Source organism: Kitasatospora sp. NPDC056800, assembly GCF_042789775.1.
GTDB lineage: Bacteria > Actinomycetota > Actinomycetes > Streptomycetales > Streptomycetaceae > Kitasatospora.
Genome location: NZ_JBHUAL010000136.1, coordinates 1 through 26,886 on the forward strand (window position 1 = coordinate 1; position 26,886 = coordinate 26,886).

At 73.8% G+C, this 26,886-nt stretch carries 24 protein-coding genes and 1 pseudogene; 11 read left to right on the forward strand and 14 right to left on the reverse strand.

The genetic code is table 11. The annotated features are described in order from the left end of the window. Nucleotides 1-150 (reverse strand): annotated as a pseudogene (locus tag ACFRQN_RS26365) (ABC transporter ATP-binding protein); the annotation flags it as partial. Between the two features lie 213 nt (nucleotides 151-363). Then, complete coding sequence (locus ACFRQN_RS26370) at nucleotides 364-2,490, reverse strand: restriction endonuclease (RefSeq protein WP_380742581.1); 2,127 nt, start codon at nucleotides 2,488-2,490, stop codon at nucleotides 364-366. Nucleotides 2,491-2,797: 307 nt separating this feature from the next. Here ACFRQN_RS26370 and ACFRQN_RS26375 point away from each other — a divergent pair, with 307 nt between their 5' ends. After that, entirely contained in the window at nucleotides 2,798-3,751 is a 954-nt protein-coding gene (locus ACFRQN_RS26375; RefSeq protein ID WP_380742584.1) for a DUF2797 domain-containing protein, read from the forward strand. Between the two features lie 105 nt (nucleotides 3,752-3,856). Next, nucleotides 3,857-4,801, forward strand: coding sequence for an alpha/beta fold hydrolase (locus tag ACFRQN_RS26380; RefSeq protein ID WP_380742587.1), 945 nt, complete (start codon nucleotides 3,857-3,859; stop codon nucleotides 4,799-4,801). A 41-nt stretch (nucleotides 4,802-4,842) separates the two neighbouring features. Here ACFRQN_RS26380 and ACFRQN_RS26385 read toward each other — a convergent pair whose 3' ends face one another. The 6 genes from ACFRQN_RS26385 to ACFRQN_RS26410 form a co-directional block, all read right to left on the reverse strand. Then, nucleotides 4,843-5,211 carry a hypothetical protein gene (locus tag ACFRQN_RS26385; protein ID WP_380742590.1) on the reverse strand — a complete coding sequence of 123 codons (369 nt, stop codon included), beginning with the start codon at nucleotides 5,209-5,211 and terminating at the stop codon, nucleotides 4,843-4,845. Then, a complete protein-coding gene (locus ACFRQN_RS26390; protein WP_380742592.1) occupies nucleotides 5,208-5,897 on the reverse strand; it encodes a DUF6232 family protein in 690 nt (229 codons plus the stop codon). The genes ACFRQN_RS26385 and ACFRQN_RS26390 overlap by 4 nt, the downstream gene beginning before the upstream one ends. A 144-nt stretch (nucleotides 5,898-6,041) precedes the next feature. After that, nucleotides 6,042-6,347: a hypothetical protein gene (locus ACFRQN_RS26395; protein ID WP_074003642.1), complete on the reverse strand. Its 306-nt coding sequence runs from the start codon at nucleotides 6,345-6,347 to the stop codon at nucleotides 6,042-6,044. 338 nt (nucleotides 6,348-6,685) lie between these two features. Then, nucleotides 6,686-7,423: a succinate dehydrogenase/fumarate reductase iron-sulfur subunit gene (locus tag ACFRQN_RS26400; RefSeq protein ID WP_049652719.1), complete on the reverse strand. Its 738-nt coding sequence runs from the start codon at nucleotides 7,421-7,423 to the stop codon at nucleotides 6,686-6,688. Then, nucleotides 7,420-9,363: a fumarate reductase/succinate dehydrogenase flavoprotein subunit gene (locus ACFRQN_RS26405; RefSeq protein WP_380742607.1), complete on the reverse strand. Its 1,944-nt coding sequence runs from the start codon at nucleotides 9,361-9,363 to the stop codon at nucleotides 7,420-7,422. Before ACFRQN_RS26405 ends, ACFRQN_RS26400 begins: the two co-directional genes overlap by 4 nt. 38 nt (nucleotides 9,364-9,401) lie before the next feature. Further along, nucleotides 9,402-10,106, reverse strand: a complete 705-nt coding sequence (locus tag ACFRQN_RS26410) for a succinate dehydrogenase cytochrome b subunit (protein ID WP_049652714.1) — start codon at nucleotides 10,104-10,106, stop codon at nucleotides 9,402-9,404. Nucleotides 10,107-10,202: 96 nt separating this feature from the next. Here ACFRQN_RS26410 and ACFRQN_RS26415 point away from each other — a divergent pair, with 96 nt between their 5' ends. Further along, nucleotides 10,203-11,126 (forward strand): LysR family transcriptional regulator, encoded by a 924-nt coding sequence (locus ACFRQN_RS26415; protein WP_380742594.1) that lies wholly within the window; start codon nucleotides 10,203-10,205, stop codon nucleotides 11,124-11,126. 28 nt (nucleotides 11,127-11,154) lie between these two features. On the opposite strand, the gene ACFRQN_RS26420 is transcribed toward ACFRQN_RS26415, so the two are convergent. The 4 genes from ACFRQN_RS26420 to gcl all read right to left on the reverse strand — a co-directional run bounded on the left by ACFRQN_RS26420 (nucleotide 11,155) and on the right by gcl (nucleotide 16,429). After that, on the reverse strand, nucleotides 11,155-12,441 hold the full coding sequence (locus ACFRQN_RS26420) for a metallophosphoesterase (protein WP_380742596.1): 1,287 nt from the start codon (nucleotides 12,439-12,441) through the stop codon (nucleotides 11,155-11,157). 145 nt (nucleotides 12,442-12,586) lie between these two features. Then, nucleotides 12,587-13,792, reverse strand: a complete 1,206-nt coding sequence (locus ACFRQN_RS26425; RefSeq protein WP_380742599.1) for a hypothetical protein — start codon at nucleotides 13,790-13,792, stop codon at nucleotides 12,587-12,589. 148 nt (nucleotides 13,793-13,940) lie between these two features. Then, on the reverse strand, nucleotides 13,941-14,429 hold the full coding sequence (locus tag ACFRQN_RS26430; RefSeq protein ID WP_049652707.1) for a glutathione peroxidase: 489 nt from the start codon (nucleotides 14,427-14,429) through the stop codon (nucleotides 13,941-13,943). Between the two features lie 218 nt (nucleotides 14,430-14,647). Next, entirely contained in the window at nucleotides 14,648-16,429 is a 1,782-nt protein-coding gene (gene gcl / locus ACFRQN_RS26435) for a glyoxylate carboligase (protein ID WP_074003637.1), read from the reverse strand. A gap of 749 nt (nucleotides 16,430-17,178) precedes the next feature. On the opposite strand from gcl, the gene ACFRQN_RS26440 reads away from it, so the two are divergent. Continuing rightward, a complete protein-coding gene (locus ACFRQN_RS26440; protein WP_380742609.1) occupies nucleotides 17,179-18,660 on the forward strand; it encodes a SulP family inorganic anion transporter in 1,482 nt (493 codons plus the stop codon). A 114-nt stretch (nucleotides 18,661-18,774) separates the two neighbouring features. Beyond that, nucleotides 18,775-19,086 carry an MTH1187 family thiamine-binding protein gene (locus tag ACFRQN_RS26445; RefSeq protein ID WP_049652700.1) on the forward strand — a complete coding sequence of 104 codons (312 nt, stop codon included), beginning with the start codon at nucleotides 18,775-18,777 and terminating at the stop codon, nucleotides 19,084-19,086. Nucleotides 19,087-19,104: 18 nt separating this feature from the next. Here the strand turns inward: ACFRQN_RS26445 and ACFRQN_RS26450 are convergent, their stop codons facing one another. Beyond that, on the reverse strand, nucleotides 19,105-19,578 hold the full coding sequence (locus ACFRQN_RS26450; protein WP_049652696.1) for a DoxX family protein: 474 nt from the start codon (nucleotides 19,576-19,578) through the stop codon (nucleotides 19,105-19,107). Between the two features lie 154 nt (nucleotides 19,579-19,732). On the opposite strand from ACFRQN_RS26450, the gene ACFRQN_RS26455 reads away from it, so the two are divergent. The 3 genes from ACFRQN_RS26455 to ACFRQN_RS26465 all read left to right on the forward strand — a co-directional run bounded on the left by ACFRQN_RS26455 (nucleotide 19,733) and on the right by ACFRQN_RS26465 (nucleotide 22,595). Beyond that, nucleotides 19,733-20,311, forward strand: a complete 579-nt coding sequence (locus ACFRQN_RS26455; protein ID WP_074003635.1) for a TetR/AcrR family transcriptional regulator — start codon at nucleotides 19,733-19,735, stop codon at nucleotides 20,309-20,311. A gap of 77 nt (nucleotides 20,312-20,388) precedes the next feature. Then, nucleotides 20,389-21,837, forward strand: coding sequence for an MFS transporter (locus ACFRQN_RS26460; RefSeq protein ID WP_380742601.1), 1,449 nt, complete (start codon nucleotides 20,389-20,391; stop codon nucleotides 21,835-21,837). Continuing rightward, on the forward strand, nucleotides 21,834-22,595 hold the full coding sequence (locus ACFRQN_RS26465; RefSeq protein ID WP_049655613.1) for an SDR family NAD(P)-dependent oxidoreductase: 762 nt from the start codon (nucleotides 21,834-21,836) through the stop codon (nucleotides 22,593-22,595). Before ACFRQN_RS26460 ends, ACFRQN_RS26465 begins: the two co-directional genes overlap by 4 nt. A gap of 67 nt (nucleotides 22,596-22,662) precedes the next feature. Here the strand turns inward: ACFRQN_RS26465 and ACFRQN_RS26470 are convergent, their stop codons facing one another. Then, nucleotides 22,663-23,349 (reverse strand): SMI1/KNR4 family protein, encoded by a 687-nt coding sequence (locus ACFRQN_RS26470; RefSeq protein WP_380742603.1) that lies wholly within the window; start codon nucleotides 23,347-23,349, stop codon nucleotides 22,663-22,665. Between the two features lie 215 nt (nucleotides 23,350-23,564). Here ACFRQN_RS26470 and ACFRQN_RS26475 point away from each other — a divergent pair, with 215 nt between their 5' ends. The 3 genes from ACFRQN_RS26475 to ACFRQN_RS26485 all read left to right on the forward strand — a co-directional run bounded on the left by ACFRQN_RS26475 (nucleotide 23,565) and on the right by ACFRQN_RS26485 (nucleotide 26,840). Continuing rightward, entirely contained in the window at nucleotides 23,565-24,485 is a 921-nt protein-coding gene (locus tag ACFRQN_RS26475; RefSeq protein WP_049655615.1) for a carbohydrate ABC transporter permease, read from the forward strand. Continuing rightward, on the forward strand, nucleotides 24,482-25,384 hold the full coding sequence (locus tag ACFRQN_RS26480) for a carbohydrate ABC transporter permease (protein ID WP_079272327.1): 903 nt from the start codon (nucleotides 24,482-24,484) through the stop codon (nucleotides 25,382-25,384). The genes ACFRQN_RS26475 and ACFRQN_RS26480 overlap by 4 nt, the downstream gene beginning before the upstream one ends. A gap of 61 nt (nucleotides 25,385-25,445) precedes the next feature. Continuing rightward, nucleotides 25,446-26,840, forward strand: a complete 1,395-nt coding sequence (locus ACFRQN_RS26485) for an ABC transporter substrate-binding protein (protein WP_380742605.1) — start codon at nucleotides 25,446-25,448, stop codon at nucleotides 26,838-26,840. The last annotated feature ends 46 nt before the right edge of the window (nucleotides 26,841-26,886 follow it).

Below are 26,886 nucleotides of genomic sequence, written 5' to 3' on the forward strand. Positions count from 1 at the left end.
CATGATGGCGGTGAACTCGCCCTGGGGGAACACGACGCTGACGTTGTCGAGGGCGACGACGCGGGTCTCCCCCTCCCCGTAGACCTTGTTCAGGCTGGTGGCTCGGGCGGCCGCGCGGCCGGTGTGGACGGCGGTTGCGGGGAACGTCACGTGGACTCCTCGGGCTGATTAACGGAATGTTTAACTCCGTAACATCATCCCAAGCTGTTCGAATGCGATTCGTATGCCACGCGGAGGGTCGGCCCCCGCCGACCCGGCGGGACGGCGGGGGGCCTTCTCCTCCTCAGGTATGACGCCGGACCCTGAGGACCAAGGGCCCCGGCAGGTTCCGGACGGTTCCGGAAGGGGCCGGGGCCCGGCCGACTACTCGACCGCCACGCCGAAGGCCGCCGCCAGCCCGGCCAGGCCGTTCGTCACCGCCCGCCCGGACGGGCTGAACTCCCAGCCGCCGGCGGCCCGGCGGAACGCCCCGAGCAGCATCGCGCTGTCCGGCACCCCGCCGGTCGGGCCCGCCCAGGCGTCCGGTCCGCCGGCGCCCGGCCCGTACGCGGCGGCGAGCGCCAGCCCGTGCACGTAGCCGAGCGGCAGCGCCGGGTGGTCCTCCTCCTCGGTGGAGACGGCGACCACCACCTCCTCGACGGCGGCCGGCAGCCGGTGCAGGTCCAGGGCCAGCCGGGCCGCCCGGGTCGGCTCGCCCGGCACCGAGCGGGTCGGGTGCAGCCGCACGGCGCCGTCCGGGTCCTGCGGGCTGTTGAAGAACACGAAGTGCTCGTCGCTCAGCACCCGGCCGCCGGCGCACAGGAAGGCGGTGACGTCCAGCTCCACCGCGTCCCCGCCGGCCGTCCGGCTCTGCCAGCTCACCGTGAGGGCGGTCTCGCGCGCCTCCTCGGACCGGTCGTTCGCGACGGCCGAGGCGGCAGCGGAGGAGCCGTCGCCGCCGAGCCGGCCGCGCAGGCCCTGCTCGGCGAGCAGGGCGACCAGCTCCGGGCCGCTCACCAGGGCCAGCGGCTTGCCCTCGATGTAGCTGTACGAGCCGCGGCCGAAGCCCGCGGTGGTGACCAGGATGCCCTTGATCGCGCCGTGGTGGCGGACGGTGGACTCCAGGTCGCGCACCGCCGTCGGCGGGACGGTCTTCTTGTAGCGCTTCGCCTGGATCACGATCGTGCCGCCGGTCACCGGGTCCAGGTCCTCGGCCACCACGTCCACCCCGACGTCGCCGCTGCGGGCCGTGGTCATCACCCGGAAGCCGCGCAGCCGGAACAGCTCGGCGATCAGCTCCTCGAAGTCCAGCGGGTCCATCTCGAACAGGTCCGGCTCGTCCTCGCCGCCGTGCCCGGCCAGGCTCCCGCCGACGCTCTCCGGCCGCCGGTCCGGCCGCACCTCGTCCAGCCGCTCCGGGCGCGCCGACAGCCGGCCGCCCAGGCCCTGGAAGCACTCCACCGGGTCCACCCGGTCCAGCGCCAGCGCGGCGAAGCCCGCCCGGGTGGCGGTCAGCGTGGAGAGGAAGCGCTCGGCCTCCCGGCCGGTCGCCGGGTCGATGCCGAGCACGAAGCCGTTCAGCACCACCGAGTCCAGCAGCCCGTCCCGGTCCGCCCGGAACAGCTCCACCGCCACCCGCAGCGCCGACTGCGCCAGCACCTCCCGGTACAGCGCCTTGCGCTCCGTCGCCGGGCGGGCCACCTCCGCCTCGCGGTCGTCCGACTTCACGTACCGCACCCGGCCGGCGGCCGGCACCACGTCCGGCCCGGGCAGCTCCCAGTCCACCACCAGCTGCCGGCTCCCGGCGTCGAACGCCGCCGCCAGCCGGTGCGGGAAGCCCTCCGGCCAGGCCGCCGAGGCGTACAGGCCGGCCGTGAAGTACTCCTGCACCGCCTCCGGCTCGCCCGCCCGCAGCCGGCGCAGCAGCTCCTCGGTCCGGGCGGCCAGCTCCTCCTGCTGCCGGCGGGACTGCTCGACCCCGGCCAGGTACTCCTGGTGGTACGCGGCCAGCCGGTGCTGCCGGTCCACCTCCCGGGCCTGCGCGGCGTACCAGTCCTGCTCGAACCGGGCCCGGGCCTGGGCCAGGTACTGCTCGTACTGCTGCCGCACCCCCGGGTTGCGGGCCTGCACCGGGTCCGGTGGCGGCACGAAGTACCGGGCCGAGGACTGGTCCGGCATCGGCACCGGCTCGCCCAGCGGCCCCGGATCGAACGGCGGCACCGCCCGCGGCGCCAGCAGGGCCTGCGGGCCGAAGGCCGGCGCGGCCAGCCCGGCGGCCAGCAGCCCCCGCAACTCCTCGACCCGGGCGTCCAGTTCGGCCGTCCGCCGGGCCACCTCCGCCTCCCGCGACTGCTGGTAGGCGCGCTGCGCCTCGCGCTCGCTGCGGGCCGCCGCCTTCTGCACCTCCCGCTGCTCCCGCTCCCGGCGGCGCTGCTCCGCCGCCTCGGCGCGCCACCGGGCCTCCTCCCGGCGCTGCTGCTGTCGCTGCGCCTCCGCCCAGATCGCCAGCACCCCGCTGCTCCGCCGCCCCGACACCGTCCGCCCACCCCATTCGCCTCGCGCCCGATGCGGCCGCCGCGGCGCCGCCTCCCGACCGCGCCGCCGACCGCGCCCGCCACAATAGAACGTGAACACCCCGCCCGGCCAAGCGCCGGTGACCTGCGGGGCTTTCGGGCGGGGAGGAGGGGCCGGCCGCCACGGACCTGACACCCTGTCGAGGGGGCCGGCGGGCGGGGTGGCAGGGGCGTGGCCCCGCCGGGCCGCCCGGCCTGTCGGTGGCACCGGGTAGTCTCGTCGGCTACCGACAGCCAGGAGAAACGTGACGATCCCCCCGCAGCCCCCGCAGACCCCCGAGCACCGGGTCCGCCCCGCCGGCTGGGTCTCCACCGGCCTGAGCTGGCGGGACGGCCGCGCCGTGCTCGGGGCCGCGCGCGGCGCGCAGGTGCACGAGCGCGCCGTGGCGCCGGGGGTGGAGGTCGGCTGGCTGCTGGGCGGCCCGCGCCGCTGCGTGGGGGCCTGGCTGGTCGGGGCGACGGAGCGCACGCCCTGCCCGCACCACGCGGTGATCGACCCGGGCGGCGGCGCGACGCAGTGCCCGGCCTGCCAGAGCGTGGACCGCGGCCTCGCCCTCGCCCGGGACCAGATCCTCGACGACGGCCGCACCTACCTGCTCTACCTCGCCTGGTTCGGCGAGGGCCTGCTCAAGGTCGGCCTGACCGCCGAGCAGCGCGGCGACAGCCGGCTGCTCGAACAGGGCGCGCTGGCCTACGCGTTCACCGCCCGCGGCGCCCTGCCGGCGGTCCGGCGCGCCGAACTCACCGTCGCCGCCTCGGGCCTGGCCCGCGAGCGGTACAAGTCCCGGATCAAGACCGAGCAGTGGTGGTCGCACGGCGACGTCCCGTACCGCCGTACGGTGCTCGGCGACGCCCGCGCCCGGGCGCACCGGCTGCTGGACGGCCACGCCGTGGAGCTGCTCGCCGACCGGCCGGTGGTCGACCACGTCGAGCGCTACGGGCTGGCTGGCGGCGCCCCGGAGGCGTACCGGGAGATCGCCGGGCTGGCCGACGGCGCGGTGCTCGCGGGCCGGCTCCGCGCGCCGGTGGGCCGGCACCTCTTCCTGGACCAGGCGGACGGCTCCGGCCCGCTGCTGCTGGACACCCGGCTGCTCACCGGCTGGACGCTCAGCCCGGTCACCGGCCGCGGGTCCGAGGGCATGGTCCTCCAGGAGCGTCTGCGCCCGCCGGAGCCGGACACCCAGGAGGCGCTGTTCTGAGACCGCCAATGACCGCTCCGACCAGCATGGTTGCGTAATAAAACCTCAAGGCCTAGCCTCGGCCTTGCGGTTTTAAGTTGCTACCACCTTGGAGCGAGCCCGACCATGATCGCCGCCCACGAGACCTTCGACGGCACCTTCCCGTACCGGCCGCACTTCAGCACCGCCGCCGGCTTCCGCCAGCACTACGTGGACGAGGGCACGGGCCCCGTGGTGCTCTGCCTGCACGGCGAACCCACCTGGGGCTACCTCTTCCGCGACCTGGTCCGCCGCCTGGCCCCGACCCACCGGGTGGTCGTCCCCGACCACATGGGCTTCGGCAAGAGCGCCACCCCGGCCGACCGGACCTACTGGCTGCAGGACCACGTCGACAACCTGGAGGCGCTCGTCCTGGACCTCGGCCTGCGCGAACTCACCCTGGTCCTGCACGACTTCGGCGGGCCGGTCGGCATGGGCCTGGCCGCCCGCCGCCCGGAGCTGATCGCCCGGGTGGTGAGCGTCAACGGGCCCACGCCGTTCGGCCAACCCGGCCTCGGCGCGGCACTCGCCGCGAACGCGGCCGAGTCCCCGTGGTTCGGCTGGATCGCCCGGGCGCACGCCGACGGCAGCCTGGACGCCGTCCTCGGCGAACTCCGGCACACCGTCCTCAGCACCCTGAAGCTCAACGGCTTCGAGAACAACGCCCTGATCACCGACACCTGGCTGGCCGCCTACGGCGCGGCCTTCCCGTCCCCCGCGGAGGCCGCCGGGGCGATCGGCTGGGCGAAGGGCTTCGCCACCGGGGCGCACACCTTCGAGACCCCGGGCGCCAAGGCCCGCGCGGCGCTCGCCGCCCTGCCCGCGCTCGCCCTCTGGGGCGCGGCCGACCGCACCCTCGCCGCCCGGCACTTCCTGCCCCTGTTCGCCGAGGCGTTCCCGCGCGGCCGGGCCGTCGAACTGCCCGGCGTCGGCCACTACAGCCCCGAGGACGCCCCGGAGACCGTCGTCGAGCTGGTGGAACGCTTCCTCACCGAGACGGCGGCGGAGACGGGGGCAAGGGGTACGGCGTAGGCCGGCGCCCGCCCGCGAGTGGGTGGGCGCCGGCCGGTCGGTCAGCCGCTGAGCAGGGCCAGGAGCTGGTTCGCCAGGCCCAGCGCGGGCGCGGCGGCCTCGCCGACGCTCTGGGCCAGGCCGGCCAGCAGCAGCAGGGTGTTGCGCCGGCTCCTCGGCTCCTCGGCGGCGGGGCTGGTCAGCACCGGCAGGGCCTCGGCGAGGCCCTGCCGGTCCGCCTCGTGGAGCCGCCCGTCCCGGGCCAGGTCGGTGACCACGGCGGCGAGCCGGGCGAACAGCGCGGCGACCTCCGGCGGCAGGGCCTGGTCGCCGACCGCCCCGTTGTTGTGCTGGATGCCGACGTTGCCGCTGCCGCCGTGGATGGTGACGCGGTCGCCGTACTGGACGTCCGGACGCTCGTTGTCGTTCACTTGCTGACTCCCGTGTTTCCCTGGCCGCCGTAGATGTTGACGCTGTCGCCGAACTGGTACTGCCGCAGGTCCACACTGATGGTCTGGACGATCTGCTGGAACTCGGCCTGCGGGTTCTCGATCGCGCGGGTGATGGTGGCCTGCAGCTCGAACGCCGGCTCCGCGGTGAGCCAGGCCAGCACCGCGGTCGGCGGGCCGGCCGTGTCCACGGCCAGCACGTACAGGTCGGGCCGGCGCAGCACCGGCCAGGTGAAGATCAGGAAGTAGAGCGCCACGAGGATCATCGCGACGAGGAACAGCGTGCCGGACCCGGAGTCCGAGGACGATCCGTCGGTGGCCTGCGCGATCACGAGCACCGGCAGGAAGACGACCAGGGCGAAGGCGAGCAGCCGCAGGAGCGCGCGGCGCCGGCCGGGCACGATCAGGGAGGTGCCGACCCGGGCCACGTTGGCGAGCGGGTACGCGGCCTGCCCGATCCAGAGGATGCGGTTGGTGACCGCGACGCGGGTGGTGGTCGGGGTGCCGGCGGGACCGCTCGTGAAGGCCGGCGGCGGGGTGGTGGGCGGCGGCGGCCCGAACGGGGCCGGTGTCGGCGGCCCGCCTGGCGGAGGCGGCGGAACGAACGGAAAGGAGCCGGTCTGTCCGGCCCGGGGCGAATCGGAAGGATCGGTCGGCTGCATGGCCATGTCCCCCAAGGCTGTCGTGCGAGGGAGGACAATGTGCCAGCACGTCCCGGGTCCGCACAAGTTCATTGTCATGGCGGATAACTGACGAACCGTCGGTTCGTATGCCCCGGCCCTGGTCCCGCCGACCCGTCGTCCCGCGGGCCGTCAGCCCAGCTTGCCGCGCAGCACGCCGGGGCCGGAGCGGGCCCGGCGGGACCGCGGCGGGCGGGACGGGCGGACGTCCGGGCGGGCGGGCTGCTCGGCCGCCTCCGCGGCCCGCCGGGCCAGTGCGGCCCGGGCGGCGGCCAGCGCGACCCGGGCGAGCAGCGGGTCCTCCCGGACGCCGGCCGCGCGCTTGGCGCTCTGGCAGGCGGTGCACCAGACCGGCGAGGCCGGCCCGTCCGGGTACACCATCTCCTCGGGCGGCAGGTAGTGCCCACCGCACTCGACGCATTCGAAGACGAACCTCATCCGACGATCACCGTTCCGGATCCGTGGCACCGGCCGCAGGGCGACCAGAAGGTGTGGACACTGGGCACCATGCTTCCTTCCTCGTCCAGTTCGACCGTGGCCTCGGTCTTCTGGGTCCCCCCGGACCCGCCGCAACCGGAACAGGACTGAACCTCGGGCATATGCCGTCCTTCCGTAGCGGACACCACCGTAGCGCGATTCCCCGTCAGGAAGCACGGCCCCGGGCGATCCACCACCCGTACGGGTAGCGCGAACCGCCGCCGCACGCCCTGTTCCAGAACGGCGTCGGCCCCTCGCCTGAGCACCAGAGCGAGGGGCCGACCGTCGTGGGGGAGTCGTCAGCCGCGGGCGGCCCGCAGGAACTCCCGGTTCATCGCCGCGATGCTGGGCAGCGGGATGCCCTTGGGACAGGCGGTGGCGCACTCACCGGTGTTGGTGCAGCCGCCGAAGCCCTCGGCGTCCATGGCCGAGACCATGTCCCGTACCCGGGCGGCCCGTTCCGGCGCGCCCTGCGGCAGCACGTTGAGGTGCACCACCTTGGCGGAGGTGAAGAGCATCGCCGAGCCGTTCGGGCAGGCCGCCACGCAGGCGCCGCAGCCGATGCACTCGGCGTGCTCGAAGGCGGTGTCGGCGGTCTCCTTGGGGACGGGCGTGGCGTGCGCCTCGGGGGCGCTGCCGGTGGGGGCGGTGATGTAGCCGCCGGAGCCGATGATCCGGTCGAAGGCCGAGCGGTCCACCACCAGGTCCTTGACCACCGGGAACGCCGCCGCCCGCCAGGGCTCGACGTCGATGGTGTCGCCGTCCTGGAAGTGCCGCATGTGCAGCTGGCAGGTGGTGGTGCGCTCGGGGCCGTGCGCCTGGCCGTTGATGACCATGCCGCAGGCGCCGCAGATGCCCTCGCGGCAGTCGTGGTCGAAGGCGACGGGCTGGTCGCCGCGGGTGATCAGCTCCTCGTTGAGGGTGTCCAGCATCTCCAGGAAGGACATGTCCGGGCTGATCCCGCCGACCCGGTAGGTGGTCATCGAGCCGGGTGCGTCCGGGCCCGCTTGGCGCCAGATGCGCAGGGTGAGGTTCATGCGTAGCTCCGCTGGGTGGGGTGGACGTACTCGAAGTCGAGTTCCTCGCGGTGGAGGACGGGTGCCGCGCCGGTGCCGGTGAACTCCCAGGCGGCGGCGTAGGAGTAGTCCTCGTCGCGGCGGGCGGCCTCGCCGTCGGGGGTCTGGCTCTCGGTGCGGAAGTGGCCGCCGCAGGACTCGGCGCGGTGCAGCGCGTCCAGGCACATCAGCTCGGCCAGTTCGAAGTAGTCGACCAGCCGGTTGGCCTTCTCCAGCGACTGGTTGAGCTCCTGCCCGGTGCCCGGCACCTTGATCCGGCGCCAGAACTCCTCGCGCAGCAGCGGGATCCGCTCCAGCGCCCGGCGCAGCCCGGCCTCGTCGCGGGCCATCCCGCACTCGTCCCAGAGCAGTTCGCCGAGTTCGCGGTGGAAGGAGTCCGGGGTGCGGTCGCCGTCCACCGCGAGGATCAGGTTGAGCCGGTCCTCGACCTCGGCCTCCACCTCGGCGAGCACCGGGTGGTCGGCGGGCACGGCCGGCAGCGGGTGGCGGGCCAGGTAGTCGTTGATGGTGGGCGGCAGCACGAAGTAGCCGTCGGCCAGGCCCTGCATCAGGGCGCTGGCGCCGAGTCGGTTGGCGCCGTGGTCGGAGAAGTTGGCCTCCCCGATCGCGAACAGGCCCGGGACGGTGGTCTGCAGGTCGTAGTCGACCCAGAGCCCGCCCATCGTGTAGTGGATCGCCGGGTAGATCCGCATCGGCACCCGGTACGGGTCCTCGGCGGTGATCCGCTCGTACATCTCGAAGAGGTTGCCGTACTTGGCCTCGACGGCGTCCCGGCCCAGCCGGCGGATCGCGTCGGCGAAGTCCAGGTAGACGCCCTGGCCGCCGGGGCCGATGCCGCGGCCCTCGTCGCAGACGTTCTTGGCGGCCCGGGAGGCGATGTCGCGCGGCACCAGGTTGCCGAAGGAGGGGTAGATCCGCTCCAGGTAGTAGTCCCGCTCCTCCTCCGGGATCTGCCCGGGCGGCCGGTTGTCGCCCTTCGCCTTGGGCACCCAGATCCGGCCGTCGTTGCGCAGCGACTCGCTCATCAGGGTGAGCTTGGACTGGTGGTCGCCCGAGCGCGGGATGCAGGTCGGGTGGATCTGGGTGAAGCACGGGTTGGCGAAGTACGCGCCGCGCCGGTGCGCCCGCCAGATCGCGGTGGCGTTGGAGTTCTTGGCGTTGGTGGAGAGGTAGAAGACGTTGCCGTAGCCGCCGCTGGCGAGCACCACGGCGTCCGCGGTGTAGGAGCGGATCTCGCCGGTGACGAGGTCGCGGGCGACGATGCCGCGGGCCCGGCCGTCGACCACCAGCAGGTCGAGCATCTCGGTGCGCGGGTGCAGCTCCACGTTCCCGGCGGCGACCTGCCGGGAGAGCGCCTGGTAGGCGCCGAGCAGCAGCTGCTGGCCGGTCTGGCCGCGGGCGTAGAAGGTCCGGGAGACCTGGACGCCGCCGAACGACCGGGTGTCCAGCAGGCCGCCGTACTCGCGGGCGAAGGGCACGCCCTGGGCCACGCACTGGTCGATGATCTCCACCGACACCTGGGCCAGCCGGTGCACGTTGGACTCGCGGGCCCGGAAGTCGCCACCCTTGACGGTGTCGTAGAACAGCCGGCGGACCGAGTCGCCGTCGTTGCGGTAGTTCTTGGCCGCGTTGATGCCGCCCTGGGCGGCGATCGAGTGGGCGCGCCGGGGGGAGTCCTGGAAGCAGAACTGGACCACGTGGTAGCCCTGTTCGGCCAGGGTGGCGCCGGCCGCGCCGCCGGCCAGGCCGGTGCCGACCACGATCACGGTGTGCTTGCGCCGGTTGGCCGGGTTGACGAGCTTGGCGTCGAACCGCCGCTGGTCCCAGCGCTGTTCGATCGGCCCGGCGGGGGCCTTGGCGTCGGCGACCGGCTCGCCGAGGGTGTACTCCAGGTAGCTCATGTCACCACTGCTCACTTCACCGCTCCGGTCACGACTGCTCACTTCACGACTCCGGTCATCACGGCCACGGGGACGGACAGGAAGCCGGCGGTCAGCACCAGCGCCAGGCCGTTCGCGACCAGCTTGAGCGCCCGGTCGCGGCGGGCGTTGTTGGCGCCGAGGGTCTGCGCGGCGCTCCAGAACCCGTGCCGGATGTGCAGGCCGACGGCCAGCATCGCGACGACGTAGAACACGTCGACGTACCAGCGGCCGAAGGAGGCCACGATGTTCTGGTACGTCTGGCCGTGATCGGTGCCCGGGTTCACGGTCAGCGTGGTGAGGTCGAGGATGTGCCAGACGATGAACAGCGCCAGGATCACCCCGCCCCAGCGCATGGTCCTCGTCGCGTAGCTGGCGCGGCGGCGCTTGTGCACGTACCGGCTCGGGCGGGCCGCGAGGTCGCGGCGGCTGAGCTGGTACGCGGAGACGCCGTGCAGCACCACGGCGGCCAGCAGGCCCGCCCGGGCGATCCACAGGAACCACTCGTGGCCCAGGAAGGGCTGTCCGATGGTGCGCAGCCAGGCCGCGTAGCCGTTGATGTCGTCCGGGCCGAAGAACACCTTGAGGTTGCCCAGCATGTGCGCGACCAGGTACAGCAGCATGGCCAGTCCGGTGACGGCCATGACCGCCTTCTTGCCGACGGTCGACCGCCACAGGGTCGCCAGGGTGGACGGATGCCGGGCCGTCCGAGTCGCGGTTGTCATGGCAGCAACGGTAGGGACGGCGGCGAGGGTACGTCCAAGACATGATGCGGCTCGTGACGATAGGCATGGGCTATCGGTGCGGCCTATCCTGGCCCTGTGCAGCTCCAGCAACTCCGCTACTTCCTCGCCGTCGCCGAGACCCGGCACTTCACCCGGGCCGCCGAGGCGGCACACGTCGCGCAGCCGTCACTCTCGCAACAGATCCGGGCCCTGGAAAGGGAGTTGGGTGCGGAACTGTTCCACCGCACCCGGGGCAACATCGCGCTCACGGACGCCGGGGACGCCCTGCTGCCGCTGGCCCGGCGCATCCTCGCGGACACCGAGACCGCCCGGCTGGCCGTGCAGGAGACGGTGCAGCTGCGCCGCGGCCGGGTCCGGCTGGGCGCACCGCCGAGCCTGTGCACCAGCCTGGTGCCGGACGTGCTGCGGGTCTTCCGGGACCGCTACCCGGGGGTGGCGCTGGTGGTCCGCGAGGGCGGCTCGCGCGACCTGGTCGGCTGGCTGGCGGCGGGGGAGCTGGACCTCGCGCTGACCATCACCCGGCCGAGCGGCGAGCAGGAGCCCGCGCTGGCGGTCACCGAACTGCTGCACGAGGAGCTGGTGCTGGTCGCGGCCGGGCGGCCGGCCCGGCGCAAGGTCCGGGTGACGGAGTTGAAGGGCCGGCCGCTGGTGATGTTCCGGGAGGGCTACGACGTCCGCGAGGCGACCCTGGCGGCCTGCCGGTCGGCCGGGTTCGAGCCGGAGTTCGCGGTGGAGGGCGGCGAGATGGACGCGGTGCTGGGCTTCGTCCGGGCCGGGATCGGGCCCGCCGTCGTCCCCGGCATGGTGGCCGCCCGCTCCGGCCTCGCGGTGACGGCCTTCGCCGGGCCCGGACTGGGCCGCACCATCGCCGTCGCCCACGGCCACGAGGTGCCGCTCACCCGCGCGGCGGAGGCGCTGCGGGACACCCTGCTGGCGCACCTGCGCGACGCCGCCCGGGACGGCGAACTGCCGCCGGGGACGCGGCTGTTGCTGCCGTGAGCCCCGGTTCGAGCCTTTCAATGGTCGGTCACGCGGTGGGCGACGGACCGCCCGAGCGCAGCGTGAGCAGGGTGATCTCGCTCGGGGCGAAGACCCGGAACGGCGGGCCCCAGAAGCCGGTGCCGCGGCTGGTGTAGAGCTGGGTCCGCTCCCCGTGCCGGCTCAGGCCGTGCACCACCGGCTGGTCGATCCGGACGAGGAGGTTGAACGGCCAGATCTGGCCGCCGTGGGTGTGCCCGGAGACCTGCAGGTCGATGCCGGCGGCAGCGGCCTGCGGGACGTACTTGGGCTGGTGGGCGACGAGCAGGACCGGCAGGGCCGGGTCCGCCCCCGCCAGCGCGCCGACCAGGTTCGCGCGGTGTCCGGCCAGGCCGGAGGACTCCGCGGTCACGTCGTCCACCCCGGCGAGCACGAGGGCGTCGCCGCCGCGCTCCACCACGAGGTGGCGGTTGTGCAGCGGCTCCCAGCCCAGGTCCGCCATCCGGTCCAGCCAGCCCTGGGCCTCGCTGCCGTACTCGTGGTTCCCCGTGACGTAGACCCTGGCCAGCCGGGACCGGACCGTCCCGAGCGGCGCGGACTGGTCCCGGCGCTGGGCCGGGGTGCCGTCGGCGATGTCGCCGGCGTGGACCAGGACGTCCGCGTCGAGTGCGTTGACCGCCTCGGCGACCCGCGCCGACCAGTCCGCCCGGTCGATCGGCCCGTAGTGGGTGTCGGCCAGCACCACGACCCTGGTCCCGTCCAGGCCGGCGCCGAGCCGCGGGAGGTGCACGTCCACCCGCTTCACCCGGGGCACGCGCATCGCCTCGTGGTGCCCCCAGCCCAGCAGCCCGGCCGAGACCACGGCGACGGCCAAGGCCACGGCCCTGGCCCGGTCGGTGCCGCCGACGTCGAGCCCGGCCAGTAGCAGGTCCACCGAGCCGCCCAGCACCGACCAGGTGAACAGCACCCAGACCACCCCGAGGCTGGTGTCCGCGACGCGGGCGGCCCGGTCGCTGCGCCGCCGCCCGTGGCCCGCGACCATCAGGAAGGGGAAGGAGACCATCCAGGCCGCGAGGACGACCGTGCCGGCCAGGAGGACCGGGAACGGCCAGTCGGCGCCGGAGGCGAACAGGGTCCACCAGGGCGGGAGGCAGAGGAGGACGAGGACGAGCACCAGGACCGCCAGCCGTCGGACCAGGGAACGCTGACGCCCCGCGCCCCCGCCCGGGGGCTCCGTGCCCGCCTCGGGCCGGTCGGCGGCCGCGACGGTCTCCGGACCCTCGCGGTCCGCCGACCGGTGTCCCGACTCCAGCCCCATGGATTCGCCTGCTGTCACCGTGTCGCCCTCACATCCGCTGCCGTGCCCCTGCCCCCATCATCCGGCAGACCGTCGCCGACGGTCCCGCCCGGGTGCCGCCGCCGACCGGGCCGTGCGCCACGGGGCCCCGGCGAGTCGTCCCCGTCGGACCCGAGCCGGGGGCTCAGCCGCCGCCGTAGGTGGACTGGGTGACCGCGAAGACGTTGCGCCCGCCCGTGGTCTCCTGCAGCGACCACAGCAGGTCGGGGCCGGTGGCGTCCTCCCAGTACGAGAGGCTCTCGCCGCCGCCCACCCAGGCGAAGGTCGAGGGGCCCGCGGTCGGGGTCCAGTAGTAGAGCTTCTTCTGCCTCGAGGAGTTGAACCACCACCGGCCGTTGTGGGAGGCCACGCCGTTGAGGTTGTACCAGGGCAGTTGGAGGGCCTGGCTCGCGGTCGTCGTCGCGGCGAAGGTCGTCGCCCCGGAGGCGAACGGGAAGCGGACGGCCCTCGGCGGGCGGTTCGGGTAGTCGACGCAGTCCGCCTGGCAGGTGTACTCCGTCATCACGATCGACCTGCTGACCCGGTCGAGGGAGACCGACGACCACACCAGCTTGGCTCCGGAGGCGGTCTGCGCGGTGACCGTGCCGATCTGGGGCAGCACGTAGGCGTAGTTGTGGGCGTAGTAGGCGCCTCCGGGCTGGCGGCCGATCTGGTCGGCGGTGCCGCCGGTGTCGGTGTTGAGGATCTTGCGCAGGTCGAAGACGCGCATGCCGCGGCCGGTGTCGGCGACGTAGAGGTGGTCGCCGTACCAGGAGACGCCGCCGGCGTGGATCGGGACGTCCTTGAAGTCCGGCGCGGCCGCGGTGCCGGTCGGCTCCACCAGGAGGATCTTGCGGTAGGTGTCGGGGTAGGTGGCGTCCCAGTCGACCAGGGTGATCCGGCTGCGCTGCTGGGCGCCGCCGCAGCCGTCCTTGGTGTACCAGCTCACCAGCACGAGCTGGTGGCCGTCGTAGTTGCCGCTGTTCGCGGTCCCCACGGCGTCCCGGCTCGTGGTGATGCCCTGGGGGAAGCTCTGGCAGTCGGAGTTGTCGCCGTCGTCGAACCGGAAGCCGGTGGTCAGGCCGGCCACGGAGAAGGACGCGGGGAGCGCCTGCCGGTCGTGGTTCGCGTGCTCCATCACCGTGTGCACGGCGGAGGTCCCGAGCGTCGTGGCGAGCGCCGAGTCGAGGGTGTCGTACTGGTGGTAGTCGGAGGTGAGGGTGTAGTCGGACGCGGTCAGGGCCGTCGGCGCCGCGGCGGCCGCCGCCGGCGAGGCACCGGCCGGTGTGCCGGTGACGAGCAGGCCGGCCGCGAGCAGCGCCCTTGCCGCTGTTCTGACGTGACGGATCATCAGGGTGGGCCCTCCGTGGGCGATGGATCAACGGGGGCACACACGGTAGGGGCGCTTGGGCATGTCCGCAACACCCCGAGGAGGGCCTTGCGTGCGCGCACGACGGAGGCCCGGGGCCGCGGGCCCCGGGCCTCCGCGGTGCGTGTGGTCAGGCCGGCAGGACGGCCTCGAGCGCGGCGACCAGCTCCGGGGACTCCGGCTCGACGGGCGGGCGCAGGCGCGCGACGACGGTGCCGTCCGGGGAGAGCAGGAACTTCTCGAAGTTCCAGGCGATGTCCCCGGCCTGGCCCTCGGCGTCGGCGACCTCGGTGAGCTTGGCGTACAGCGGGTGGCGGTCCTCGCCGTTGACGTCGATCTTCTCGAACAGCGGGAAGGTCACGCCGTAGGTGGTGGAGCAGAAGGTGCGGATCTCCTCGGCGCTGCCGGGCTCCTGTCCGGCGAACTGGTTGCAGGGGAAGCCCAGCACGGTGAACCCGCGCCCGGCGTACCGCTGCTGGAGCCGCTCCAGGCCCTCGTACTGCGGGGTCAGACCGCACTTGGACGCGACGTTGACGATCAGCAGCGCCTTGCCCTTGTGGTCGGCCAGCGAGGTGGCCGCGCCGTCGAGGGTGCGCAGCGGGATGTCGTACAGGCTCACGGGGGTGGTCCTTTCGGGAAGTCGTCGGGCCGGGCCTCTTCGTGGGCCACGGTAGCGGCCGTCACCTGGTCAACTGCGGTCGGCGTGCCGATGTTCCGGGCACGGGGGTGGGTGGGGGCGTGCGGAGCGGCTCGTCCGCCCCCACCCGCCCGGCGCGGACGACCGGCGCGGACGGCCGGTGCGTGCGACCGGCGTGCGCGACCGGTGCGTGCGCCGCGTTACGGCACCAGGGGCCGGATCGCCGTCGGGGCGTGCTCGGGGAGGGTGGCCAACTCCTCGAACTCGTTGACCTTGTCGATGTCGGCGGCGGCCATCGAGATGTTGGTGACCCGCTCCAGGATCGCCTCGACCACGACCGGGACGCGGAACTCGGCGGCCAGCTTCTTGGCCTCCTCGAAGGCGGGCAGTAGGCCCTCCGGCTCGGTGACCCGGATCGCCTTGCAGCCCAGGCCCTCGACGACCTTGACGTGGTCCACGCCGTAGACGCCCAGCTCCGGCGCGTTGACGTTCTCGAACTCCAGGTTGACCTGGTAGTCGATGTCGAAGGCGCGCTGCGCCTGGCGGATCAGGCCCAGGTAGGAGTTGTTCACCAGCACGTGGACGTACGGGATGCGGTGCTGGGCGCCGACCGCCAGCTCCTCGATCATGAACTGGAAGTCGTAGTCGCCGGAGAGCGCGACCACCTGCCCTCCCGGGTCGGCGGTGGCGACGCCCAGCGCGGCCGGGATGGTCCAGCCGAGCGGGCCGGCCTGGCCGCAGTTGATCCAGTGCCGCGGCCGGTAGACGTGCAGCAGCTGCGCGCCGGCGATCTGGGAGAGGCCGATGGTGGTGACGTAGCGGGTCTCCGGGCCGAACGCCCGGTTCATCTCCTCGTACACGCGCTGCGGCTTGAGCGGCACGTCGTCGAAGTGGGTGCGGCGCTGGAGCCGGGCCCTGCGCTCCTGGGCGGCGGCGGCCCAGGCGGTGCGGTCCTTGAGCGTGCCGGCGTCCCGCAGTTCGCGCGCCACCTCGACGAACAGCTCCAGCGCGGCCCCGGCGTCGGAGGCGATGCCGAGGTCCGGGGCGAAGATCCGGCCGAGCTGGGTGGGCTCGACGTCGACGTGGACGAAGGTGCGGCCCGCGGTGTAGACGTCCAGGCCGCCGGTGTGGCGGTTGGCCCAGCGGTTGCCGATGCCGAGGACGAAGTCGGAGGCGAGGAAGGTCTCGTTGCCGTAGCGGTGCGAGGTCTGGAGGCCGACCAGGCCGGCGTTGAGCGCGTGGTCGTCCGGGATGACGCCCCAGCCCATCAGGGTGGGGACCACCGGGACGCCGGTGAGTTCGGCGAACTCCCGCAGCAGCTCGGCGGCGTCGGCGTTGATGACGCCGCCGCCCGCGACGATCAGCGGGCGCTCGGACCGCTGGAGCAGTGCGACCGCCTTCTCGATCTGGACGCGGTTGGCGGCCGGCTTGTAGACCGGCAGCGGCTGGTAGGCCTCCGGGTCGAAGTCGATCTCGGTCAGCTGGACGTCGATCGGCAGGTCGATCAGGACCGGGCCGGGGCGCCCGGAGCGCATCAGGTGGAAGGCCTGCTGGAACACGCCGGGGACCTGCGCGGCCTCCAGCACGGTGGTGGCGGCCTTGGTGACGGGCCCCGCGATCGAGGCGATGTCGACGGCCTGGAAGTCCTCCTTGTGCAGCCGGGCGACGGGCGCCTGGCCGGTGATGCAGAGGATCGGGACGGAGTCGGCGATCGCCGAGTACAGGCCGGTGATCATGTCGGTGCCGGCCGGCCCCGAGGTGCCGACGCAGACCCCGATGTTGCCGGCCCTGGCGCGGGTGTAGCCCTCGGCCATGTGGGAGGCGCCCTCGACGTGCCGGGCCAGCGTGTGCCCGATCCCGCCGGCGGCCTTGAGCGCGGCGTAGAACGGGTTGATGGCTGCGCCCGGCACGCCGAACGCGACCTCAACGCCTTCGAGCTTGAGGATCTCCACGGCCGCGCGGGCGGCTGTCATACGAGGCATCGGATCTCTCCTGCGTCGGCCCGCAGTGGCTCGGAGGGCTCATCTCCTGAATTCCACCATACGGAAGAACGGTTTCTGTATGTGGAAACACGGTAGGGCGGGGCTCATCGGGGCGTCAAGGGGACTTCAACAGAATGTGGAAGGCGTCGGGCGGACCGTCGGGCGGCGGGGATTCGCACGCCAGGACGGCGATCGCGCTGGTGTGCCCGGGGAAGCGGACGCTCCGCGCCGGGAAGAGCGGCCGGTGTGCAGTGGCGGTGAAGGGACGGTGCCTGCTGTGGGCCCGCCCCGCCGGGCTGGGTACCGTCGGTGCCACGCCGGGCCCGTGACGTCCAACTGAGGCCGCGGCAGGGGGGTTTCGGGAGCACCGCGGAGCGGGGGAACTCCGCCGGTGGCCCCGTCCAGGACCAGCGCGCCCGGTCCGCCGCACCCGAGCGAGGGACGCACCCCCCAGCCGCACCGACCCGACACCCGCCGCCGCGCTCTGGTCCGCCCGGACCCGCGGCCGTACCGCTGTCGCCGCTGTTTCCCCTGCCCTCCCGTTCCCCGCTCCTCCTCCTGCTCCCCGCCCTTGCAACGGCGCGCCCGCTGCGGCGGACGCGCGGAAGGAACGTCCCCATGCGCTGCTGCACCCCTGCCCGGTCCCTGGCGGTGACCGGGTGAACCCGCCGCCCCACCGGAGCGACAGCCCGCCGGGCCGCCTCCGCAAGCACGGCCCGCCGGGCCGGCCCCGCACCCCGGCCGCCGTCCTGCGCGCCGTCCCCTGGCGCCACGACCTGCCGGCCTCGCTGGTGGTGTTCCTGGTCGCCCTCCCGCTCTGCGTCGGCGTGGCCGTCGCCTCCGGCGTCCCGGCCGAACTCGGGCTGGTCACCGGCATCGTCGGCGGCCTGGTGGCCGGTCTGCTGCCCGGCAGCAGCCTCCAGGTCAGCGGGCCCGCCGCCGGACTGACCGTCCTGGTCGCCGACGCCGTCCAGCGCTTCGGCGTCGGCGCGCTCGGCCTGCTGGTGCTCGGCACCGGCCTGCTCCAGCTGGCGATGGGCGCCCTGCGGCTCGGCCGCTGGTTCCGGGCGATGTCCGCCTCGGTGGTGCACGGCATGCTGGCCGGCATCGGACTGACCCTGGTGTTCGGCCAGCTCTACGCGCTCGCCGACCGCCGCGCCCCCGCCACCGGGCCCGAGAAGATCGCCGGACTGCCCGGCCTGCTGGGCGACGTGCTGACCGCCGCGGCCAACCCGAGCGCCGTCGCCCTCGGCCTCGGCACCCTGCTGGTCCTGGTCGCCTGGAAGTACCTGCCGGAACGGGCCGCCCGCGCCGTCCCCGCTCCGCTGGCCGCCGTCGGCCTGGCCGCCGCCGTCACCGCGGCCGCCGACCTGCCGGTGGCCCGCGTCCACGTGGCCGGGCTGCTCGACGTGGTGCACCTGCCCGGCCGCGACGCCCTGACCGCCCTGGCCGGCCCCGCCGGGATCGGCACGGTCGTCGCCTTCACCCTGATCGCCTCCGCCGAGACGCTGTTCAGCGCCGCCGCCGTCGACCGGATGCACCACGGCCCGCGCACCGACTACGACCGCGAGCTCACCGCCCAGGGCATCGGCAACACCGTCTGCGGGCTGCTCGGCGCGCTGCCGATGACCGCGGTGATCGTGCGCAGCGCGACCAACGTCCAGGCCGGCGCGCGCACCAAGGCCTCGCGGGTCCTGCACGGCGGCTGGCTGCTGGTGTTCACCGCGCTGCTGCCCGGCGCGCTCGGGCTCGTCCCGCTCACCGCGCTGGCCGCCGTCCTGGTGCACGCCGGCGCCAAGCTGGTGCCGGTGCGCCGGATCGTCGCGCTCTGCCGCGGGCACCTGGGCGAGGCGGTGGTGCTGGTGGTCACGACCGTCGCGATCATCGCCACCGACCTGTTCGAGGGGGTGCTGATCGGCGTCGGCCTGGCGGTGGCCAAGTCGGCCTGGCAGACCTCGCACCTGCACATCGCGGTCGAGGAGCAGGAGCAGCCGGCCGGGCAGCCGCTGCACCGGGTGCGGCTGAGCGGCAACGCCACCTTCCTGCGGCTGCCCCGGCTGCTGGACACCCTGGAACGGCTGCCGGGGGACCGGCCGGTGGAACTGGACTGGTCCGGGCTGCGCCACCTGGACCACGCCTGCACGGTGGCGCTGGTCTCCTGGGCCGACCAGCACCGGGCCCGCTCCACCGCCCCGCTGGCCGTCGAACCGCCGCTGCCTTCGGTGGCTTGAGGTCCGGTCCGGTCGGGGGGCGTCCAGCCCGGTCGCGGGACGTCTAGCCTGGTCGCGGTCCGGGTGCAGGCCCGGGCCGCGACCGGTGCCGTCGACCACAAGGAGCGCAGAGCCGTGATCGCAGCCTTTTCGGTGACCCCGCTGGGGATCGGCGAGGACGTGGGGGAGGCGGTGGCCGCCGCCGTCCGGGTGGTCCGGGAGAGCGGTCTCCCGAACCGCACGGACGCGATGTTCACCAGCATCGAGGGGGAGTGGGACGAGGTGATGCCGGTGATCAGGGCGGCGATCGAGGCGGTGAAGGCGCATAGCAACCGGGTGAGCACGGTCATCAAGATCGACGACCGGGCCGGGGTCACCGACGGCCTCACCGCCAAGGTCGCCTCGGTCGAGCGACACCTGGCGGCGGGCGGTCCGTCGGACCGTTGACCGGCCCCGGGCGGTGCGTCAGACCGCCGACGTCGGCCGGACCGCCGGTTCGGCCGACGCCGCCAGGGGCCGGCGGGTGAGCAGGCGGTCCACGGCGTACGGGCCGGAGCCGAGCGCCGCGATGGCCAGGAAGGCCCAGCAGAACAGCACCGAGGGCTCGCCCCCGTTCTGCAGCGGCAGCAGCGCGTGCTCCTGGTGGACGGTGAAGTAGGCGTAGGCCATCGAGCCGGAGCAGAGCAGGGCGGCCACCCTGGTGCCGGCACCGAGCAGCACCAGGACGCCGCCGACCAGCTGGATCAGCGCGGCCCACCAGCCGGGCCACTGGCCGAGCGGGACGGTGCCGCCGCCCTTGGCGCCGCCGAGCACGCCGAACAGCGAGGCGGCGCCGTGGCAGGCGAAGAGCAGGCCGACGACGATCCGGAACGCCGTCAGCACGACGGGTCTGACGGCGTCGGCGGTCTGCCGGGAGTGGGCGGGACGGGGTGTGGACATGCGAAGCGCCTCCTGTGGGGGAAGGAGGTGGATGTGGGAGCGGTAAGGGTAGCCATGGTCTAGTCCACTTGGCAATGCTCCGTCAGAGATCAGGTCTGGACCACTGATCGCCCTTTCTTGACCGACCGATCCAGAAAGGGCTACTGTTCCCGGCATGGCGCGAACGAAGGAATTCGACCCGGACGCGGCGCTGCAGGCGGCCCTGGAGCTGTTCTGGCAGCGCGGCTACGAGGCCACCTCGATGGCCGACCTGGTCGAGCGGCTCGGCATCGCCCGGGCCAGTCTCTACGCGACCTTCGGCAGCAAGCGCGAGCTGTACCTGCGGGCGCTGGAGCGCTACTGCGAGCAGAGCGACTCGGCGCGGCTGGACGACCTGTCCCAGCCGGGCCCGGCGCTGCCGGCGGTCCGCGCGCTGGTCCGCCAGTACGCGACGGCGGAGGAGGGGGAGCGGCGGCTCGGCTGCTTCGTCACCAACACGGCGGTGGAGCTGGCCCCGCACGACCCGGCCGCGTCCCGCCGGGTGGAGGCGAGCTTCGACCGCCTGGAGACGCTGCTCGCCGCCGCCCTGGCGCGGGCCGCCGCGCAGGGCGAACTGCCCGCCGGGCGGGACCCGCGGGCGCTCGCCAGGATGCTGGTGGTGCTGCTCCAGGGCATCCGGGTGGTGGGCAAGACCGCCGACGGCGCGCCCCTGGCGCGGGACGCCGCCGAACAGGCGCTGGCACTGCTGGACTGACACCCGGCCGGCTCGGGCCGGGTCTTCTGCTGAGCTCATACTGGACCGAACGGTCTACATAGGGGGGAGGGTTTTACATGCCTGTCATCGCTACCGGCCGGTACGGCTTCGCGCTGCTCGGCGTCGTCCAGGCGGTGCTGATCTTCACGATCATGATCCTGACCGTGCCGCTGCCGCTGGTGGCACGGGAGTTGGGGCTCGGCCCGTCCGGCGTGCTGCTGCTCAGCGCCGCCTACGGCCTCTCCTTCAGCTCCCTGCTGCTGCTCGGCGGACGGCTGACGGACCGTCACGGCGGGCGCCCGGTGCTCCGCGCCGGCCTGGTGCTGCTCGCCGCCGCCTCGATCGCCTGCGCCCTCGCGCCCGGCTACCCCGTCCTGCTGGCGAGCCGCTTCGCGCAGGGCGCGGGCGCGGCCCTCACCGCCCCGGCGGCGGTCGCCGTGGTCCGGGTGCTGCACCCCGAACCGGCCGCCTACCGGCGGGCGATGGCCACCTGGGGCGGCCTGTCGGTGCTCGGTGCCACCGTCGGCAGCGTGGTCTCGGGCGCGGTCGCCGCCGCGGTCTCCTGGCGCTGGCTGTTCGCGGTGCCCGTCGTGGTCGCCCTGGCCGGGCTCGCCCGCTCCGGATCCCTGCCCGCCGCCCTGCCCGCAGCCCCTGGTCATGCCCCCGCCGTCCGCCGACCGGCCCTCGACCTGCCCGGCGCCGCCCTCGCCACCGCCGGTGTCTGCGCGGCGAGTTACGCCCTGGTGGCCTCCACCGAGCAGGGCTGGCGCAGCCCCGGGACGTACGGCCCGCTGGCCGCCGGACTGGCCCTGCTGCTCGCCTTCGCCGCCGTCGAGCGCCGCACCGCCGACCCGCTGCTGCCACCCGGCTTCCTCGCCGACCGGCGCCGCGCCACCGCGCTCGCCGCCGTCATGGCCACCGCCGCCGGCACCGCGCTCACCTTCGTCCTGCTCTCGCTCTACCTCCAGCAGCTGCGCGGCTGGAGCGCCGCGGCCACCTCCGCGGCCTTCCTGCCGTACGCGGTGGTCCTGCTGCTCTCCGGCCGACTGGCCGGCCCGCTGACCGTCCGGTACGGACCGGTGGCGGTCACCGCCGGCGGCCTCGCCGTGGCGGCCGCCGGACTCGGTCTGCTGGCCGGGCTCGCCCCCGGCAGCGGCTACGCCTCCGGCCTGCTGCCCGGACTGCTCCTGCTGCCCGCCGGCGCCGCCGCGGCCTTCGCCGGGGCGGCCGTGCTCGCCACCGGCGGGGTGCCGCCCGAGCGCACCGGGCTGGCCGCCGGAGTGTTCAACACGGCGATGGAACTCGGCCCCACGGCCGGACTGGCCGCCCTGATGGCGCTCGCCGCCACCCGCCCGAGCGTCGTCGGCGGCTACGCCGCGGCCTTCGCGGCGGCCGCGGCGGGGCTGGCGCTGACCGCCGTCGCGGTCGCCGTCCTGCCCCGCGGCACCCCTGCCACCCGCACCACCAGCACCACCAGCACCACCGCACCCGAACACACCACCCGGATCAAGGAGTTCACCTCATGAGCACGCGTTTCGCCGACAAGTCCGTCCTGGTCACCGGCGCGGGCAGCGGCATCGGCCGGGCCATCGCGCTCGCCTTCGCCCGCGAAGGCGCCCGGGTCGCGGTCGCCGGCCGCACCGCCGGACCGCTCGCCGAGACCGTCGAGCTGATCGAGCGGGCCGGCGGCAAGGCGGCGGCGCTCACCGGCGACGTGACGAACGCCCAGGACGCCGCCCGGCTGGTCGGTGAGACCGTCGAGCTGTTCGGCGGCCTGGACGTCGCCGTCAACAACGCCGGGGTGTTCGGCGCCGCCGGTCCGGTCGCCGACATCGACGAGGCCGAGTGGCAGCGGGTGTTCGGCATCAACGTCACCGGCACCCTGCTCGCCATGCAGCCGCAGATCGCCCACATGCGGGCCCACGGCGGCGGCGCGATCGTCAACGTCTCGTCCAACCTGGGCGCCCACAAGCGGCTCGCGGGCGTCGGGGCCTACGCCGCCAGCAAGGCCGCGGTCACCGTGCTGACCAGGGCCGCCGCCCTCGACCACATCGCCGAGGGCGTGCGGATCAACACCGTCAGCCCCGGCGCGGTGGACACCCCGATGTCCTCCCGGCCGGGCGAGGACGCCGCGACCAAGGCCGGGCGGATGAAGGCCGAGGTCCCGGTCGGCCGGGCCGGGGCGACGGAGGAGGTGGCCGCCGCGGTGCTGTACCTGGCCTCGGACGAGGCGGGCTACACCGTCGGCAGCGACCTCGTCCTGGACGGCGGCTCCTCGGCCTGACCGCGTGACCGCGTGACCGCCTGACCGCCCGGCCGCCTGACCACCCGATCGCGTCATCCCCGCCGGGCTACTCGTCCGGCGACTCCCCGGGCACCACCCCGTAGAACGCGTCCAGCGCCTGCGGGGTGCGTGCCCGGACCACCACCCAGGCCTCCTCGGCCACCCCGACCAGCACCTCCGGGCCCTGGTACCAGCGGAAGTGGCGGCCGAGCGCCGGCAACTCCGTCAGGCCGTCCGGCAGTTCCTCGTCCCAGTCGAGGAAGTCGGTCAGCTCGTGGTCCTCCAGCAGCTTCTCCATCAGCGCCATCGCCGCGGCCGTCGCCGAGAAGCGCTCGTCCCAGGGCTCCCACCGCTCCTGCGCCTTGTCCGCCAGGTCGAGCCGGAACACCGTCGGCGGATCCTCCCGGTCGAGGCCGTCCAACGGCACGCCCCAGTGCGCGCAGCCCTGGTTCTCGGCCCGGAACACCAGGGCGCCGTCCAGCACGTGCAGCTCGTCCGGTGTCAGCAGCACGTCCTGGTTGCTGGTCAGGTCCGCCCGGCGGCCGAACAGCCGGTACGCCTCGCGCAGCGCCACCGGCAGCCGCAGGCCCAGCCGCCGCTCGGCGGCGTCCAGCTCCGCGTCCGTGAAGCCGTCGCCGGGCCCCAGCGGCTCGCCCCAGTACGCGGCGAAGCCCCTGACGAGTGCCCAGGCGCCCGCGCGGGAGCGCACACTTTCGGCCATTGCGGCCGGGATGTCGAATTCCGTTTCGTCCACCCGCGCACCGTACGCCACCCCTCCGACAGCGCGGTGGCCCGCCCAACTGCCCGTCTGCCGCCGGTTCGCCGCCCGTCCGGGCACGACCGGCCGGATCTGACGCGAACGCGTAATCCCCGCGACACCCGTTGATCACCGCGGGGTTTCCGCGCCGTCGTTCGGGCAAGACACGGTTTCGGCCGGAACCGACATCACGAAAGGCGGACGCGCGACACATGCCGACCGCACCGCACACCGGGCCCCTCCCGGCCCGTCGAAGCCGCTGGGGAGAACACGGGCTGGCCTGGGCCTTCCTGCTGCCCTCCCTGGTGGTCTTCGTCCTCTTCATCGGCTACCCGCTGGGACGGACCCTCTACCTCAGCGGGCACGCCAACGACCTCTTCGGCGCGCCCTCCCGCTACGTCGGGTTCAAGCACTACACCGACCTCTTCGCCTCGGCCGACTTCGTCCGCACCCTCACGACCACGGCGCTGTTCACCCTGCTCACCGTGGTGCCCGGGGTGCTCGGCGCGCTGGTGCTGGTGCTGCTCCTGGAGAACCGGATCCGGGGCGTGCGACTGCTGCGCTCGGCCTTCGCGCTGCCCTTCGCGTTCTCGGTGGCCAGCGCCTCGGTGGTGTTCGCGGTGTTCTTCAACCCCGCCAGCGGGGTGCTCAACGGGCTGCTCTCGCACGTGGGCCTCGGCCCGATCGGCTGGCTGACCGACTCCCGGTACGCCCTGCTCTCGGTGGCCGTCACCACGGTCTGGATGAACCTCGGCTACAACGTGCTGGTGCTCTCCGCGGGCATCGGCTCGATCCCGGGGGAGATCCTGGAGGCGGCCCGCATCGACGGCGCCTCCGGCCTGCGGCTGGCCCGTTCGATCACCGTCCCGATGCTCGGTCCGAACCTGTTCTTCCTGACCGTGGTCTCCACCGTCCACGCGCTCCAGAGCTTCGGCCAGATCCACATCCTCACCAAGGGCGGGCCGGACGGCTCCACCCGGACCCTCGTCTACTCCGTCTACGAGAAGGCCTTCGCCTACGGCTCCAGCGACTTCGGCACCGCGAGCGCCCAGGCCGTGGTGCTGCTCGTGGTCGTCCTCGCCTGCACGGCCGTCCAGTTCGGCGTCCTGGAGCGGAAGGTGCACTACGCATGACCACCCTCACCACCGAGGCCGAGCCGAAGGCCGGGGCGCCCCGGCCGCCCGCCCGCGCCCGCGCCCTCGCCGGGCGCTCCGCGCGCGACCTGCTCGGCCGCGCCGCCGTCTACCTGCTGCTCGCCGTCGCCGTCGTCACCGTGGCCTTCCCGGTCTACTACGCCGTCGCCGGCGCCTTCATGGGCCCGTCCGAGCTCTCCTCCTACCCGCCGGCCCTGGTGCCGCACTCGGTCACCGGACGGAACTTCTCCGGCGCCGTGGACGCCATCCCGCTGGCCCGCCAGTACGCCAACTCGGCGATCGTGGCGACCGTCATCACCCTCGCCCAGCTGTTCACCTCGGTCCTCGCCGCGTACGCCTTCGTCTTCCTGCCGATGAAGGCCCGCGCCGTGGTGTTCGGGGTGTTCCTGGCCACCCTGATGGTCCCGTGGGAGGCCATCATCATCCCCAACTACCTGACGCTGTCCGGCTGGGGGCTCGGCAACACCTACTTCGGCCTGGTGCTGCCCTTCCTGGCCTCCGGCTTCGGTACCTTCATGCTGCGCCAGGCCTTCCGCCAGCTGCCCGGCGAACTGCGCGACGCCGCCCGGATCGACGGGGCCGGCCACTGGCGCTTCCTGTGGCGGATCGTCGTCCCGCTCAACAAGCCGGCCCTCGCGGCGCTGTCGATCTACGTCTTCCTGTCGGCGTGGAACCAGTACTTCTGGCCGCTGATCATCACCCGCACGGCGAACATGCAGACCCTCCAGATCGGCCTCACCTCGCTGCGCGACGCCGAGATGGCCGACCCCGGGCTGATCCTGGCCGGCGTCGTGCTCTCCCTGCTGCCCACCCTCGCCCTGGTGGTCTTCGGCCAGCGCTTCATCGTCCGCGGCCTCACCGCGGGCGCGGTCCGCTGACCGTGCCCCTCCCGCTCCTCCCGTGTCCCCCCTCCTCGAACGCTCGAAAGAGAGAACCCTCGTGAAGAAGAGTGCGCGCGCGCTCGCTGCCCTGCTGGTGGCCGGCCTGTCCCTGACCGCCTGCAGCTCCAGCGGCTCCGGTTCCGGCTCCGGCGGCTCCGCCGACGCCGGCGCGCCCGGCGCCCAGGCGCTCGACCAGGCCTCCGGTGTCACCAGCGTCGAGTTCTGGCACTCGATGACCGGCAAGAACGCCGAGGTGCTGAACGGGGTGGTCGGCCAGTTCAACGCCGCCCACCAGGGCAAGATCGAGGTCAAGGCGCAGTTCCAGGGCAAGTACGACGAGCTGGTCACCAAGTACAAGGCCGCGGTGCAGCAGAAGGGCACCCCCGCCCTGGCGCAGGTCTACGACATCGGCACCCGGTTCATGATCGACTCCAAGCAGACCGTCCCGGCCCAGGCCTTCGCCGACAAGGACGGCTACTCGCTGGACGACCTGGACGCCAACATCCGCAACTACTACTCGGTCGGCGGCAAGCTCCAGGCGATGCCGTTCAACTCCTCGATGCCGCTGCTCTACCTGAACACCGACGCCTTCAAGGAGGCCGGCCTCGACCCGGCCCAGGCCCCCAAGGACCTGGCCGAGCTGGGCGAGCTGGCCAAGAAGCTGACCAAGAAGGACGGCGACGGCAAGACCGTCCGGTACGGCTTCGGCGCCGCCATCTACGGCTGGTTCGTCGAGCAGCTGCTCGCCGAGTCCGGCACCATGTACTGCGACAACGACAACGGCCGCGGCAACAAGGCGGGCAAGGTCGTCTTCGACTCCGCCCAGGGCGCCCAGATCGTCCAGTGGTGGGCCGACCTGGTCAAGGGCGGCTACGCGGCCAACACCGGCCGCACCACCGACGACGCCCAGGCCGCGTTCAAGGCCGGTACGGTCGCGATGCACCTGGAGTCCACCGGCGTGCTGCGCGGCTACACCGAGGCCGCGAAGTTCGGCGTCGGCACCGCGGCCTTCCCGAAGGTCACCGCCGCCGACCAGGGCGGCCCGGTGATCGGCGGCGCCTCGCTGTGGATCAGCGGCCCCGGCCACTCCGACGCCGAGAAGCGCGCCGCCTGGGAGTTCGAGAAGTTCGTCTCCGCCCCCGAGCAGCAGGCCGTCTGGCACACCGGCACCGGCTACTTCCCGGTCAACACCAAGGCCCTGGACGACCCCAAGGACAAGGAGTGGGTGGCCAAGTACCCGCAGTTCCAGACCGCGATCGACCAGCTGAAGGCCACCAAGCCGACCCCGGCCACGGCCGGCTGCCTGCTCGGCGTGATGCCGCAGGCACGCAAGGGCGTGGAGACCGCGATCGAGCAGACCATCGCCGGCACCAAGCCCGCCCAGCAGGCCCTGGCCGACGCGGCCAAGGAGCTCCAGCCGGCGATCGAGAGCTACAACAGCTCGGTCGGCTGACCTCCTGGCCCACGACGACGGCCCGCCCCGCGCACCACGCGCGGGG